Genomic DNA, 16,648 nt, shown 5'->3' on the forward strand with positions numbered 1-16,648 from the left:
CGGCTTTCATCACCGCCAGGAACGCCACCATGATTTCGGCGCTGCGCGGCATGGCAATCGCCACCCGTACTTCGGGGCCGACGCCACGGGCGATCAACGCATGGGCCAAGCGATTGGCCTGGCGGTCAAGCTCGCCGTAGCTCAGGGTTTGCTTGTCGAATTTCACCGCGACTGCATCCGGGTTTTCCCGGGCGCGGTCGGCGACCAGTTCGTGGACCAGACGCTTGGCCGAGAAGCCGGCGTCGGTCTGGTCCCACAGTTGAAGAATGTGTTGTTGCTCGTCCTGGCCCAGCAGGTTGAGTTGGCTGATGGCTTGCTGTTGGTCGGCAACCATCGCCTGCAACAGGTTTTGCCAGTGGTCGGCCATACGCTCGATGGTCGCAGGGGCGAACAGGTCGGTGGCATACCCCAGGGAAGCGCTCAGCCCCTCACCCCACTCGTGGACGTCCAGGTCAAGATCGAAATGCGCGGTGTGGCTGTTCCAGGCCAGCCCTTCGACACGCAGCTCACTCGATGCGTGCTCCGCCAAAGCCTGGCGGTTGGCCACCTGGTGGTTGAACATCACCTGAAACAACGGGTTCAGACTCAGGCTGCGCTCCGGCTGCAGCGCCTCTACCAATTGCTCGAACGGCAAGTCCTGATGGGCCTGGGCGTCCAGCGCGCGCTGCTTGACCTGCTGCAGCAACTGGGCAACGGTGGTTTGCCCATCGATATCAGCCTTGAGCACCTGAGTGTTGACGAAAAAGCCAATAAGTCGTTCAGTTTCAACGCGATTGCGGTTGGCAATCGGCACACCCACGCGGATGTCTTCCTGGCCACTGTAGCGATGCAGTAAGGTCTGGAACGAAGCCAGCAACAGCATGAACATCGTCACGCCTTCGCGCTGGGCCAAGGCGTTGAGGCCGGACATCAGTGTGGTCGGCAACTCCAGGTGCAAACGCGCACCGTGATGGCTTTGCTCCGCCGGGCGCTGGAAATCGAACGGCAACTCAAGCACGGGTTGCTCACCTGCCAGCAGATCAAGCCAGTAGGCGAGTTGGCGCTCTTTCTCGCCAGCACCCATCCAATCGCGTTGCCATACGGCGTAATCGGCATATTGAATCGGCAGTGCAGGCAACTGTAGGTCTTGACCCTGGCTGAACGCACCATACAGTTGCACCAGTTCATCGACCATGACGTGCATCGACCAACCATCGGAAACGATATGGTGCTGTACCAGCACCAGTACATGGTCTTCATCAGCGATGCGCAGCAGCTCAACACGCAGCAGCGGGCCCTGCTCCAGGTTGAACGTGAGCGCTATCTTCGCCTCCACGGTGGCTTGGAGGTCAGCCTCCAGCACGTCGCTACGGCTGATGGCGACAGGTGCAGGCTCAGCCACGATTTGCACGGCGCCGTGGTTTTCCTGGTGCAACAGAGTGCGCAGGCTCTCATGACGCGCCACCAGGCGGTCAAAGCTTTGTTGCAGCGCAGCTTGATCCAACGGCCCCTTCAGGCGCAGTGCGCTGGGCACGTGGTAAGCGGCGCTGCCTGGGTCCAGTTGCCAGAGAAACCACTGCCGTTCCTGGGCATATGACAGCGGCAAGCCGCGGTCGCGTGCCACGGGGACCAGCGCCGGCGCCTTGACCTCCTCACTCGCTTCGAGCGCGAGCAGCGCGGCGACAAATCCTTGCAGGCGCGGCTGTTCGAACAGCACCTTGAGCGGCACTTCCAATGCCAGCGCCTGGCGCAGTCGCGAGGCCACTTGCATGGCCAGCAGCGAGTGCCCGCCCAGCTCGAAGAAGTGATCCATGAGGCCGACGCGCTCCACCCCGAGGATATCCGCCCACATCGCCGCCACTTGCACCTCAAGTGCACTGACCGGCGCGACCCAGGTTTGCAGCGAAAGGCTCGCATCCGGTTTTGGCAATGCCTGGCGATCCAGCTTGCCGTTGGGGTTCAGCGGCAAGCGCTCAAGGAACATCAGGTGGGCCGGCACCATATAGTCCGGCAATTGCTCACGCAGCACCGTCTTGAGGGCTTCGTCCAATGCGCCGGTGTCTGGCTGTTCGGCCACTAGATAGGCCAGCAACTGGTTGTTCACCGCCAACACCACGGCCTCACGAACACCCGCCTGGGCCAGCAACAGGGCTTCGATTTCACCCAGCTCGATACGGAAACCGCGGATCTTGACTTGATGATCGACCCGTCCTACGTATTCGATCACGCCGTCGGCACGGTAACGCGCCAGATCCCCGGTGCGGTACAGGCGATCGCCGTTACCGCTGAAAGGATCAGCGACGAAGCGTTCGGCCGTCAGCAATGGCCGGTTCAGGTAAGCGCGCGCCAGGCCACAGGCGCTGCCGATATACAACTCGCCCACGGCGCCCAACGGCGCGAGGTTGAGGTCCCGGTCCAGCACGTACAAAGCACGCCCCGGCAGAGAGCGACCAATCGGGCTGGCGGTGACGCCAATGACTTCATCGCCCGAGGTGCAGTCCAGCACACTGGAGACCACCGTGGCCTCGGTCGGTCCGTAGGTGTTGATCAGCCGCACATGCCCCAGGCCCGCACGCAACCATTGTGCGGGACCGTCCAGCGGCATGGCTTCGCCACCGATATGCACTTGCCGCAAGGCACCATAGGTACGCGGTCCGGCTGCCAGACAGTCGAGCAGGAACAGGTTCCAGTAGGCGGTCGGCAAGTCGGCCAGGGTAATGCCCTGTTGCAGGATTTCGCGGTACAGGCGCCCGCTGTCCCAGAGTTCCGGGCCACGCAGTACCACGGCAGCGCCGTGGGTCAGCGCCGGATACAGCTGCTCGACGAACCCATCGAAGTTCAGGGTCGCAAACTGCAGTACGCGGTCATTCTCAGTCAGCTTGGAATAACCGGCGGCAATGCTCGCGAATTCGCTCAAGGCGCCATGGTCGATCGCCACGCCCTTGGGTTTGCCGGTCGAGCCGGAGGTATAGATCACATAGGCAAGGTTGTGCGGCCCGACTGTTGCGCTAAGGTTTTCCTCGGCGTACGACGCCAGCGAGACCGTATCGATCGCCAATACAGCAACGCCTGCGGGCAACGCTATCGGCACACGGGACTGGATCAGCACCAGGCGCACGCCACTGTCTTCGAGTATATGAGCCAAGCGTTCGCGCGGGTACTGCGGGTCGAGCGGCACATAGGCACCACCGGCCTTAAGGACCGCCAACAGGCTGACCACCATGGCAAAGGAGCGCTCTACTGCGACCCCCACCAACACTTCCGGGCCCACGCCCTCTGCCACCAGGCAATGAGCCAGACGGTTGGCTTGCCGATTGAGCGCGTCATAGGTCAGGGACTCGCCATCGAGTACCAGTGCCACTGCTTGCGGGCGTTTCAGCACCTGGGCCTCGAACAGGCGATGGACGCCGGCCTGCCACGCAGCCGCCGGGCGATTGGTATTCCAGGCCTGCAGCAGCGCGTGCTGTTCTTCAGCCGCCAGCAGCGGCAAGCACGCAATAGGATGGGTCGGTGTCTTCACCACCGCCCGCAGCAGGCCAAGCCAATGCTGGGCCATGCGTCCAATGGTGGCCGCCTCGAACAGATCTGTCGCGTAGGTCAACGATGCCCAGAGCCTGTCCGTGGACGCCTGGGTATCCAGGCTCAAGTCAAAGTGTGCAGTGTGACTATCCCATTCCAGACCTTCGACCTGCAAACCCGGAATCGACTGCGCGCCCGCCTCGTCGCGCACGTCGGACTGGTGGTTGAACATCACTTGGAACAACGGGCTATGGCTCAGGCTGCGTTCCGGCTGCAACGCCTCCACCAACTGCTCGAACGGCAGGTCCTGATGCGCTTGCGCGTCCAGGGCCGTGTGCTTGACCTGCTGCAACAATTCGACAAACGACAACTCACCGGTGATATCGGCCTTGAGCACTTGGGTATTGACGAAGAAACCGATCAGGCGCTCGGTCTCGACCCGGTTGCGGTTGGCAATCGGCACGCCGACGCGAATATCCGATTGGCCGCTGTAGCGATACAACAAGGCCTGGAAGGACGCCAGTAACACCATGAACAGGGTCGCGCCCTGACGCTGGGCCAAGGCCTGCAGTTCGCTCGCCAGCGCGGCGTCCAGCACCAGGTCCAGGCGTGCGCCGCGATGGCTTTGTACCGCCGGGCGTGGATGATCCAGCGGCAGCTCCAACACAGGCTGCTCACCGGCCAGGCGTTCAGCCCAGTAGGTCAGCTGGCGGGCCTGCTCGCCCGCCTCCATCCAGCCACGCTGCCACACCGCATAATCGGCATATTGAACTGGCAGTGCCGGCAACTGAGGCTCCAGTCCCTGGCTGAACGCAGCATAAGCTTGCACCAGCTCATCGACCATTACCTCCATCGACCAGGCGTCGGAGATGATGTGGTGCTGCACCAGCACCAGCACATGATCGTCCGCGGCCAGGCGCAACAGCTTGACCCGCAGCAGCGGGCCTTTGCACAAGTCAAATGGACGAGCGATTTCTGCTTCGACCCGGACCTTCAAGCTGCCCGGCTCATCACTGTGCAGGGTCTCGTTTTCGATCAGCAACGCGGTCGGCGCAGCGATCCGCTGTACCGTGCGCTCGCCATCCACGACAAACACGGTACGCAGGGTTTCATGCCGTTCAAGCAGGCTATCGAAGCTGCGTTGCAGGGCCCGGCGATTCAGGGCGCCGCGCAAGCGCAGGGCCGCCGGGATGTGATACGCGGTGCTCTGCGGCTCCAGTTGCCAGAGGAACCACTGCCGCTCCTGGGCATAGGACAGCGCCAGGGCTTGATCACGTGCCAACCGCAGGATCGGCGGCGAGTCCAGCGCGGTGCCTGACAACGCCTGCACGAACCGGCCAAGCACCGGCTGTTCGAACAGGCCTTTCAACGGTGCATCGATGCCCAGTGACTGGCGCACACGAGACACCACCCGCGTGGCCAGCAACGAGTGCCCACCGATTTCGAAGAAGTGATCCTCCAGGCCAACCTGCGGCAAGCCCAGCACCTCAGCCCAGATGGCCGCGACCTGGCACTCGCGTTCGGTGACAGGCGGCACAAAGCGTTTTAGCAGGGCAGCGGCATCGGGTTTGGGCAACGCCTTGCGGTCGAGCTTGCCATTGGGCGTCAGTGGCATCCGCTCCAAAAACACCAGGTAGGCCGGCACCATGTACTCCGGCAACTGCTCGCGCAGGGCTGCCTTGAACCGCTCGCGCAGGGTGACCTGCTCCTCATCCGACACCGGTTGCCGGGTGACCAGGTAGGCCAGCAATTGGTCATGCTCAGCCACTACGGCGGCTTCGCGCACATCGGCCTGCTCACGCAGGCACGCCTCAATCTCTCCCAGTTCGATACGGAACCCACGCACCTTGACCTGATGGTCGACGCGGCCGATGTACTCGACCACGCCATCCGCGCGATAGCGCGCCAGGTCGCCTGTGCGATAAAGCCGCTCACCGTTGCGCGCAAACGGATTGGGCACAAAACGCTCGGCGGTCAACGCAGCCCGGCCGTGATACCCCCGGGCCAGGCCGACACCGCCGATCAGCAGCTCACCGCTGGTGCCTACCGGGCTCGGAGTGAGCTCGGCATTGAGGATAAACAACGAGGTGTTGGCGATTGGCCGACCGACAAAGGGCACCGGCTCGACCAACTCATGGGCCGCCGACCAGATGGTGGTTTCGGTCGGACCATACAGGTTCCACACCGCGCCCTCTTGGGCCAGCATGCGCAGGGCCAGGTCGGCCGGCAGCGCCTCGCCACCGCACAGGCACTTGACCCCGCGCAGCAAGGCGCGGCGTTCGCTGTCCAGGAGCATGCGCCAGCTCGAGGGTGTGGCTTGCACCACACTGATCGCTTCGCGCTGCACCAGATCCAGAATCGCCTCAGGGTCCAGGGACACGTGCTTGTCGGCCAGTACCACCGTCGCACCTGTCGCCAGCGGCACGTAGAGTTCCAGGGCAAAGATATCGAACGAGAACGTCGTCAACGACAACAGCCGCGCGTCAGCGCCAATGGCCAGGGTGCTGGCCATGCCATGGGTGAAGCTGCTCAGTGCGCCATGACGCACCATCACGCCCTTGGGCTTGCCGGTGGAACCGGAGGTGTAGATCACATAGGCCAGGTGCTCGCCCGTCAGTTCGATATCGGGGTTGGCGCTGCTGTAGCGCGCATCTTCCTGTGCGTCCATGAGCAGCAATTGCTGGTCAGCCGCCAGTGGCAGGCGTTCGTGCAGGTCGCCGGCAGTCAATAGCACGCGAGCGCGGCTGTCTTCCAGCATGAAGGCCAGCCGGTCCGCCGGGAATTGCGGATCGAGCGGCACGTAGGCGCCACCGGCCTTCAGCGTCGCCAGCAAGGCCAAGACCATGTCCACCGAGCGGTCGAGGGCCACCGCCACCAGCACGTCCGGCCCGACACCCGCAGCGCGCAGGCGATGGGCCAGGCGGTTGGCGCAACAGTTCAGCTCGCCGTAACTCAGCGCCTGGCCGTTGCACACCAGCGCAATGGCGTCGGGGCGCGCTTGCGCCTGGGCCTCCAGCAACCGATGCACGCCCTCGTCCTGCGCAAACGCCATGGGCGTGTGGTTCCAGCCGTGCACCTGTTGCTGCCACTGGGCATCATCCAACAGGGGCAACTCACCGATACGGCCGCCGCAATCCTGGGCCACCCGGTGCAACAGGCGATGCCAATGGCCAAGGAAACGCTCCAGGCCAGGCGCATCAAACAAGTCAGTGGCATAGGTCAGCGACGCCTGGATACCGTCAGCCGATTCCTGGGTGTCGAGGCTGAGGTCAAACTGCGACGTCTTGCTGTCCCACTCCAGCCCTTGCACTTGCAACCCCGTTACACTGCCGCCACCGCGCTGGGTGTCGGTCTGGTGGTTGAACATCACTTGGAACAACGGGTTGTAGCTCAAGCTGCGCTCGGGCTGCAGCGCTTCCACCAACTGCTCGAACGGCAAGTCTTGATGGGCCTGGGCCTCGACCGCGCGTTGGCGGGTCTGCTGCAGCAATTCACGAAATGTCATCTGGCCGTCGATATCGGCCTTGAGAATTTGCGTGTTGACGAAAAAGCCGATCAGGCGCTCGGTCTCCACCCGATTACGGTTAGCCACCGGCACACCGATGCGGATGTCAGCCTGGCCGCTGTAGCGGTGCAGCACAGCCTGGAACGACGCCAGCAACAGCATGAAAATCGTCACACCTTCACGCTGCGCCAAGGTCTTGAGGCCTGCCACCAGAGAGGCTTCCAGGGTCAGGTCCAGCCTGGCCCCGCGGTAGCTCTGTAGCGCTGGCCGTGGACGGTCCATGGGCATTTCGAGGACCGGTTGCTCGCCGCCGAGCATGCCTTTCCAGTAACCCAATTGGCGCTCACGCTCGCCCGCCTCCATCCAGCTGCGCTGCCATAGCGCGTAGTCGGCGTACTGGATCGGCAAGGCCGGCAGTTGCAGGTCCTGGCCCTGCACATAGGCGGCGTACAGTTGCACCAGCTCGTCGACCATCACCTGCATCGACCAGCCATCGGAGACGATGTGATGCTGCACCAGCACCAGCACATGCTCCTGGGGCGCCAGGCGCAGCAGCTTGACCCGCAACAGTGGACCTTGCTGCAAATCGAATGGCTGGGCGATCTCGGCTTCCACCAGCGCCTTGAGTTCGGATTCCTCGGCGTCGACCAGGGCAATATCCACCCGAACCTGATCGGCAATCACCTGCAAGGCACTGTCGCCGTCCTCCTGCAAATGCGTGCGCAGGCTTTCATGGCGCAGCACCAGTGTGTCAAAGCTGCGCTGCAACGCGGCCACGTCCAGTTGGCCGGTAAGGCGCAAGGCCCTTGGCACATGATAGGCGGTGCTCTGCGGCTCCAACTGCCACAAAAACCACTGCCGCTCCTGGGCATAAGAGAGCCGAAGAGGCTCACCTTCCTGGCGCTTGAAAACCGGGGCAATCTCAAACAGGTTGATGCCTTGCTGCTTGAGCATTACCGCCAACGCTTTCTTTTGCTGCGCCGAAAGTGACCCTACCGACTCGATTAATGCTTGCACGCCACGCCCCTCAGGAAGTCAATTTATCCAAATCTTCTGCTGATAGACGTTTGAGAGCCTCCAAGGATTTAGCCAATGCGTCCTGCACCGGCGAATTATTTGTCTGCTGGCCTGCCACATAGGCGCTGAAATCGGCCAGGGTCGGGGTGGTGAAGATCGATTTGACGTCGAATTCGGCGTGCAGCTGCTCGCGCAGGCGCACCACCACCTGAGTAGCGAGCAGCGAGTGGCCGCCCAGTTCGAAGAAGTTGTCGTTCAACCCCACGCGCGGTACCGCCAGGACTTCGGCCCAGATCGCGGCGATCTGCTGTTCCAGCTCGCTCTGCGGCGCGACATACTCCCGCGCAAGCAAACTGGCGTCCGTCTTGGGCAAGGCCTTTCGATCCAGTTTGCCGTTGGGGCTCAGAGGCATCTGCTCCAGCAGCACCCATTGGGCGGGCACCATGTAGTCCGGCAACTGCTGGGCAAGATGGGCGCTGAGCACATCGCGCCAGTCGTCCCCGGCGTTTTGCAGCACCAGGTAGCCCACCAGGTATTTACCGTCGACCGCCAACACGGCAGCCTCACGGACCCACGCGTGCTCCAGCAGGCGCGCTTCGATTTCCCCCAGTTCGATGCGCAGGCCGCGCAGCTTGACTTGATGGTCGATACGCCCGGCGTATTCGATCACGCCGTCTGTGCGGTAGCGTGCCAGGTCGCCGGTACGGTACAGGCGCTCGCCCTGGATGAACGGGTGGGCGACAAAACGTTCGGCAGTGAGTGCCGGGCGGCGGTGGTAACCCCGGGCCAGGCCGATGCCGCCGAGGTACAACTCGCCGAGCACACCGACCGGTACGGGTTCGAAGTGGCTGTCGAGGATGTAGCAGCCGAGGTTGGCGATCGGGCGGCCAATTGGTACCGCATCGCGGCCTTCGTCCACGCAGGTCCAGTGGGTTACGTCGATGGCGGCTTCGGTCGGGCCGTACAGGTTGTAGAGACCGGCCTGGGGCAGCTTGGCGAAGACCTGCTGCTGGGCATCCACCGGCAACGCTTCACCACTGCACACGATGCGGTGCAGAGTATGGCAAGTCGCAACCGTCGGCTCCTGCAGGAAGGCCTGCAACATCGACGGGACAAAGTGCAGCGTGGTGACCTGCTCGGCATTGATCAGGCGCACCAGTTTGCTCGGATCGCGATGATCCCCCGGCGCGGCGACCACCAGGCGCGAGCCGGTCATCAACGGCCAGAAGAACTCCCACACCGATACGTCGAAGCTGAACGGGGTCTTTTGCAGCACCGTGTCGCTGACATCGAGGCGGTAGGCTTCCTGCATCCATTGCAGGCGATTGGCCAGGGCTGAATGGCGGTTGCCCGCCCCTTTGGGCTGTCCGGTGGAGCCCGAGGTGTAGATCACGTAGGCGAGGTTTTCACCGTCCAGGGCGATGCCTGGGTTGGCGTCGCTGCAGCCCTCGAAGGCAGACTCACCCAGCACCAGGGTTTCCAGGCCTTGAGGAATCGGCAGCTGTCCACGCAAGTGCGCCTGGGTCAACAGCAGTTTCACCCCGCTGTCGTCCAGCATGTAGGCCAGGCGTTCGCGCGGGTATTCCGGGTCCAGCGGCACATAGGCGCCACCGGCCTTGAGCACCGCGAGCAAGCCGACCACCATCTCGATGGAACGCTCCACCGCCAGGCCCACCAATACGTCCGGCCCTACGCCGGCCTCGATCAGGCGGTGGGCCAGGCAGTTGGCGCGGCGGTTCAGCTCGGCGTAGCTCAAGCGCTGCTCGGCAAATACCAGTGCCGTGGCGTCCGGCGTGCGCGTCACCTGCTGTTCAATCAGCTGATGCACACAGTGCTGCAACGGGTAGTCCCGCGCCGTGGCGTTCCAGTCCTGTACCACTTGCCGGCGTTCGGCCACATCGAGCATCACCAGTTCGCCCAGGCGCTGCTGGCCGTCCTCGAGCATGGCTTGAAGCAGGTTGAGCAGATGGCGGCCGTAGGTTTGCACCGTGTCCGGGTCGAAATGCGCACGCGCAAAGCTGAACTGCACCGACAGCGTGTCACCGACGTCCACCAGCACCGTCAGCGGGAAGTTGGTCTGCTCGCGGGAATCCGGCAGGCCAAAACGGATACCGCTGCCGCCACTCTGTTCCAGGGCCTTGGACACCGGGTAGTTCTCGAACACCAGGATGTTGTCGAACAGGGCTTCACCGCCCTGCCCGGCCCAGCGCTGGATATCGTACAGCCCGGTGTGTTCATGCTCGCGCAACGCCAGGTTCTGCGCCTGCACCCTTTGCAACCAGTCGGCCACGGTTTGCTCGCCCTCCACTGCGCAGATCACCGGCAGGGTATTGATGAACAGGCCAATCTGCTGCTCCACCCCCACGAGGTCTGCCGGGCGCCCGGCCACGGTGGCACCGAACGACACCACCGCCTGCCCGCTATGGCGCTGCAACAGGACCAGCCACGCCGCCTGGACCAGGGTGTTGAGCGTGACCTTATGGCTGCGGGCGAAGGCCTCGAGGCGCCCTGTCAGGGGGCGATCCAGGCTCAGCGCGTGCTCGCCATGCCCGTCCGCCGCCATGGGCTGGCTGCGGCCCAGGCGAGTTGGCGCTTGCAGTGCACTCAACTGCTCGCGCCAGAAGGTTTCGGTCGCACCGGCATCACGCTGCTGCAACCAACCGATGTAATCGCGATAGCGTCCGGCCGCTTCGGGCACTGCCACGCCGGCGTAACGTTGCAGCACTTCACCGAACAGTCGCGAATTGCTCCAACCGTCCATCAGGATGTGATGGCTTGTGTAGATCAGCTCATGGCGTTGCTCGTCGGTACGCACCAGCACCAGACGGACCAGCGGTGCCTTGGCCAGCTCAAAGCCCTGGCGACGCTGGGCTTGCTGCAGGTCTTGCAACGCCAGCTCCGGCTCCGGCATGGCGCGCCAGTCGAGAAGTTCGATGGGCAGCCGTGCCTCGCGGTACACCACCTGGCATGGCCACTCCAACTGGCCCTCCCAGAAAAACCCGCTGCGCAGCACGTCATGGGCCTGCACCGTGGCATCCCAGGCCCGCTGGAAGCGCGCCACATCCAGGCCCTCGGCCGTCACGCGAATCTGGTTGATGTAGTCGCCGGCGGCCTGTTCGTACAGGGTGTGGAACAGCATGCCTTGCTGCATGGGCGACAAGGTGTAGATGTCGTCAATCCCATCGGCGGCCAGCGGCAAGGACTCAAGCTGCTGCTGGTTCAGGCGTGACAACGGGAAGTCCGAGGCCGTCACGCCGTGGTTGCCGGGGGTGCAGCAATGTTCCACCAATGCCGTCAGCTCACGGCTGAAGGCCTGGCTCAAGGCATCGATCTGCGACGCCTCGAACATCAGCGGGCTGAAGGTCCAGCCCATGTGCAGTTCACCGCCGAATACCTGGCCGTTGAGGGTCAGCCAGTTGCCCAGCGGCGCCTCCGGGCTCTGCTCGGCTCCGGCGCTTTCCGCTGCGAGTACAAACAAACCGTCCGGCTGGTCAAAGCTGGCGTCGATCTGGCCCAGGTAATTGAAGGTGATGCGCGGCACCGGCAATGCGCTGAATGCCTGGCGCGTGGCCTCGTCGCCGAGGTAGCGCAGCGCGCCGAAGCCCAGGCCCTTGTCCGGCACGGCGCGCAGTTGCTCCTTGATCTGCTTGATCGAGGCGCCAAGGGATTCGGCCGGGGTCAGGCGCACCGGGAACAGGCTGGTGAACCAGCCCAGGGTGCGGGTCAGGTCGATATCCTCGAACAGGTCTTCGCGGCCATGGCCTTCCAGTTGGATCAGGCTGGAAGCCTGCCCGGTCCACTGGCAGATGACACGCGCCAGGGCGGTCAGCAGCAGATCGTTGATCTGGGTGCGATAGGCCGCAGGCGCCTGTTGCAGTAATTGCCGGGTGTGCTCGGCGTCCAGTCGGCTGACCACTGTCTGCGCCAGGCGGCCAGGACGCGCGCCTTGGGGATCACGACAGGGCAGATCGGTAGGCACGCCCTGGAGCTGTTGCAGCCAGAAGTGTTTTTGCGGCTGTACCGCTTCGCTGCGGGCATGGGCCTGCAAACGCTCGGCCCAGGCCTTGAACGACGAGGTCTTGGCCGGCAACGGCTGTTGACGGTAGAGGCTTTGCAGGTCCTCGAGGAACACCCGCCAGGACACGCCGTCCACCACCAGGTGGTGCATGACCAGCAACAGGCGCTGGGAACCATCGGCCAGTTCGGCAAGCACCGCACGCAACAAGGGCCCCTGTTGCAGGTCGAGGCTGCGCTGGGCTTTTTCGCACAGCGCGGCCAGTTCGTCGGCATCCGCCACCGCGGCCTGCCACAACACCTCCGGGATGGCGGCTGCATGCTCGGCCCGCCACCCTTCGGCGGGCTGGCTGAAGCTCAGGCGCAGCCCATCATGGTGGTGGACGATGGCGTGCAAGGCCGCTTGCAGTCGATCTGCCCGCACCGGCTCGCGTGGCGTCAGCAGCAAGGACTGGTTCCAGTGGTGGCGGTCCGGCAGGTCCATCTCGAAGAACAGCTGCTGGAACGGCAGCAACGGCGTCTCGCCCTGCACCGGACCCTGGTCAAACACCTGGGCAACCCGCAACTGCGCCACCCGCGCCAGGCTGCGCACGGTCTGGTGCTGGAACAACGCCTTGGCGGTGAAATGGATACCGGCGGCGCGGGCGCGGCTGACCACTTGGATCGAAATGATCGAATCACCGCCGCGCTCGAAGAAGTTGTCGTTCAAGCCTACCTGTTCGACGCCCAGCACCTCGGCCCAGATATCCGCGATCTGCTGCTCCAGGGCACTTTGCGGGGCCTCGTAGTGGTGGGTGGCTTCGGGTTTGGGCAGCGCCTTGCGGTCGAGTTTGCCGTTGGGGCTCAGGGGCATTTGCTCCAGCAGCATCCATTGTGCCGGGACCATGTAGTCCGGCAGGTGCTGGGCCAGGTGGGCGCCGAGGACCTCGCGCCAATCATCGCCAGCGTCCTGCAGCACCAGGTAGCCCACCAGGTATTTACCGTCGACCGCCAACACGGCAGCCTCACGGACCCACGCGTGCTCCAGCAGGCGCGCTTCGATTTCCCCCAGTTCGATGCGCAGGCCGCGCAGCTTGACTTGATGGTCGATACGCCCGGCGTATTCGATCACGCCGTCTGCGCGGTAGCGTGCCAGGTCGCCGGTACGGTACAGGCGCTCGCCCTGGATGAACGGGTGGGCGACAAAACGTTCGGCGGTGAGTGCCGGGCGGCGGTGGTAACCCCGGGCCAGGCCGATGCCGCCGAGGTACAACTCGCCGAGCACACCGACCGGTACGGGTTCGAAGTGGCTGTCGAGGATGTAGCAGCCGAGGTTGGCGATCGGGCGGCCAATTGGTACCGCATCGCGGCCTTCGTCCACGCAGGTCCAGTGGGTTACGTCGATGGCGGCTTCGGTCGGGCCGTACAGGTTGTAGAGCCCGGCCTGGGGCAGCTTGGCGAAGACCTGCTGCTGGGCATCCACCGGCAGGGCCTCGCCGCTGCACACGATGCGCTGCAGGCTTTGGCAGGTCGACACCGCCGGATCCTGCAGGAAGGCCTGCAGCATCGACGGCACGAAGTGCAGCGTGGTGACCTGCTGTTGATTGATCAGGTTGATCAGCCTGGCCGGATCACGGTGATCACCAGGCGCTGCGACCACCAGGCGCGAGCCGGTCATCAGGGGCCAGAAGAACTCCCACACCGACACGTCGAAGCTGAACGGGGTCTTTTGCAGCACCGTGTCGCTGGCGTCGAGGCAGTAGGCTTCCTGCATCCATTGCAGGCGGTTCAGCAATGCCGAATGACGGTTGCCTGCCCCTTTGGGCTGGCCGGTGGAGCCAGAGGTGTAGATCACGTAGGCGAGGTTTTCACCGTCCAGGGCGATGCCTGGGTTGGCGTCGCTGTAGTCCTCGAAGGCAGACTCGCCGAGCACCAGGGTTTCCAGGCCTTGGGGAATCGGCAGCTGCTCACGCAAGTGCGCCTGGGTCAGCAGCAGTTTCACCCCGCTGTCTTCCAGCATGTAGGCCAGGCGTTCGCGCGGGTATTCCGGGTCCAGCGGCACATAGGCGCCACCGGCCTTGAGCACCGCGAGCAGACCGACGACCATGTCGATGGAACGCTCCACTGCCAGGCCCACCAGTACGTCCGGCCCTACGCCGGCCTCGATCAGGCGATGGGCCAGGCGGTTGGCGCGGCGGTTCAGCTCGGCATAACTGAGCGACACCCCATTGAAGCGCAACGCCGGTGCATCCGGCTGCGCCTGCACCTGGGCCTCGATCAAATGATGCACCCACTGCCCTTGAGGGTAGTCGCGCGCGGTGGCGTTCCATTGAGCGAGTATTTGCTCGCGCTCAGCGACGTTGAGTGTCGCCAGGTCGTGCAAGGGCAATGCAGGATTCGCCACGGCTGCCCGCAACAGGCTCAGCCAATGTTCGGCCATGCGTGCGACGGTGGCAGCGCCGAACAGGTCGGTGGCGTAGGTCAGGGACGCCCAGATCGCGTCGCCGCTTTCCTGGGTGTCCAGGCTCAGGTCGAACTGGGCGCTGTGGCTGTCCCATTCCAGGTTGGCCACGCGCAGGCCCGGCAACTGCTGCGCGGCGGCTGGGGAGTCGGCCTGGTGGTTGAACATCACCTGGAACAGCGGGTTATGGCTCAGGCTGCGCTCCGGTTGCAGGGCTTCGACCAGTTGCTCGAACGGCAAGTCCTGATGGGCCTGGGCCTCCAGCGCACGGCGCTTGGTCTGCTGCAGCAGCTGGGCGAAGCTCATGTGGCCATCGAGGTCGGCCTTGAGCACTTGGGTATTGACGAAGAAACCGATCAGCGATTCGGTCTCGACGCGGTTGCGGTTGGCAATCGGCACGCCGATGCGAATATCCTGCTGGCCGCTGTAGCGGTACAGAAACGCCTGGAACGCGGCCAGCAACAGCATGAACATCGTCACGCCTTCGCCCTGGGCCAGGGCTTTCAACCCTGCCACCAGTGCCGGTTCCAGCGCGATGTCCAGACGCGCGCCACGGAAGCTCTGTTGCGCCGGGCGGGGTTGATCGAACGGCAATTCCAGCACCGGCTGCGTGCCGCTGAGCAATTCGCGCCAGTACGCCAGTTGACGGGCCTTCTCCCCCGCTTCCATCCAGCTGCGTTGCCACAGCGCATAGTCGGCGTACTGGATCGGCAGCGGCGCCAATGCACAGTCCTGGCCCTGGCTGTAGGCAGCATAGAGTTGCATCAACTCCTGCACCATCACACCCATCGACCAGCCATCGGAGACGATATGGTGCTGCACCAGCACCAGCACGTGCTCCTCTTCGCTCACTACGAGCAAACTGACCCGCAGCAACGGGCCTTGCTGCAAGTCGAAGGGACGGGCGATTTCGGCTTCGACATGGGCCTTGAGCTGCGCTTCGTCGACTGCACTTTCGGCGATCTCGACCACCCCGTGGGCCAGCACCTCCTGAGTACGTGCCTCGGCGTCCAGGTGCAGGCGTGTACGCAGGCTTTCATGGCGCGCCACCAAGGTGTCGAAACTGCGCTGCAGGGCGGCCTTGTCCAGCTGGCCGCTCAGACGCAGGGCGCCGGGGACGTGATAAGCGTCACTGTCCGGGTCCAACTGCCAGAGAAACCACTGCCGTTCCTGGGCGTAGGACAACGGCAGCTTCCGGCCGTCCTCGCGGATCGAGGCAATCGGCAGCTGGGCGAAGCTCATGCCCCGGCTTTGCAGGCGCTGGTAGAACTGCTGGCGCTGCTCCAGAGGCAGGCGAAGAAAGCGCGAAACCAGATCGATATTAGGGTTGGAAAGCATGGGTCAAATCGCCTCTAGTTCGCTCAAAAAGTCACGAAGATCATCAAAGTCTTCCGCGCTGCCGGCGCGGAAGGTGGCAGCCGCCTGCACATAGGCGCGCAGCGTTTCAGTCTGGAACACTTCCACCAGCGGCACTTCCAGGCCCAGCTCGGCCTGGACCCTGGAGGTGATCTGGATGGCCAGTAGGGAGTGGCCGCCCACTTCAAAGAAGTTGTCGTTCAAGCCGACCTGCGGCAGGCGCAGCACCTCGGCCCAGATCGTGGCGATCTGCTGTTCCAGCTCGCTCTGCGGGGCCACATAGGCCTGTTGCATAAGGCTCACATCCGGTTGCGGCAGGCCCTTGCGGTCGAGCTTGCCGTTGGGGGTCAACGGCATTTGCGCCAGGAAGATGAAATGCGCCGGGACCATGTAGTCCGGCAGGCGGGCCTTGAGTGCGCGACGCAATGCGTCACGGAACTCGGCTTCGTTGGACGGGGCGGACACCGGAACCACATAGGCCACCAGCTGTTTTCCGGTCGGGCCGTCCTGGGCCACCACCACGGTTTCACCGACGTTGTCCTGCTCACGCAGGCGCGCTTCGATTTCCCCCAGTTCGATGCGGAAACCACGGATCTTCACCTGGTGGTCGACACGCCCGAGGTAATCCACCACGCCATCCGGGCGGCCACGGGTCAGGTCGCCGCTGCGATACACGCGACTGCCCGGCTTGCCGAACGGGTCCGGCACGAAGCGTTCGGCGGTCAGTGCCGGGCGTTCCAGGTAACCGCGGGCCACGCCCTCGCCGCCCAGGTACAACTCACCGGCGACGCCGATGGGTTGCAGGTTGAGTTGCGCGT

At 64.0% G+C, this 16,648-nt stretch carries 3 protein-coding genes; all 3 read right to left on the reverse strand.

Annotated features, from left to right (window positions below):
• Positions 1 to 8,020 (reverse strand): amino acid adenylation domain-containing protein (locus Q8X51_RS31770; RefSeq protein WP_407694893.1); only part of this gene is annotated, 8,020 nt, incomplete at its 3' end.
• Positions 8,021 to 8,030: 10 nt separating this feature from the next.
• Entirely contained in the window at positions 8,031 to 15,812 is a 7,782-nt protein-coding gene (locus Q8X51_RS31775; RefSeq protein ID WP_407694892.1) for an amino acid adenylation domain-containing protein, read from the reverse strand.
• A gap of 3 nt (positions 15,813 to 15,815) precedes the next feature.
• Positions 15,816 to 16,648: phosphopantetheine-binding protein (locus Q8X51_RS31780; RefSeq protein WP_407694891.1), on the reverse strand; the 833-nt coding region annotated here is incomplete at its 5' end.

Source organism: Pseudomonas sp. Yb2C2 (genome assembly GCF_052112325.1).
GTDB lineage: Bacteria > Pseudomonadota > Gammaproteobacteria > Pseudomonadales > Pseudomonadaceae > Aquipseudomonas > Aquipseudomonas marginalis.

What these genes read in the sequence shown, in the direction of transcription:
- Q8X51_RS31775 (WP_407694892.1), bottom strand. Translation starts at nt 15,812, where the DNA reads ATGCTTTCCAACCCTAATATCGATCTGGTTTCGCGCTTTCTTCGCCTG.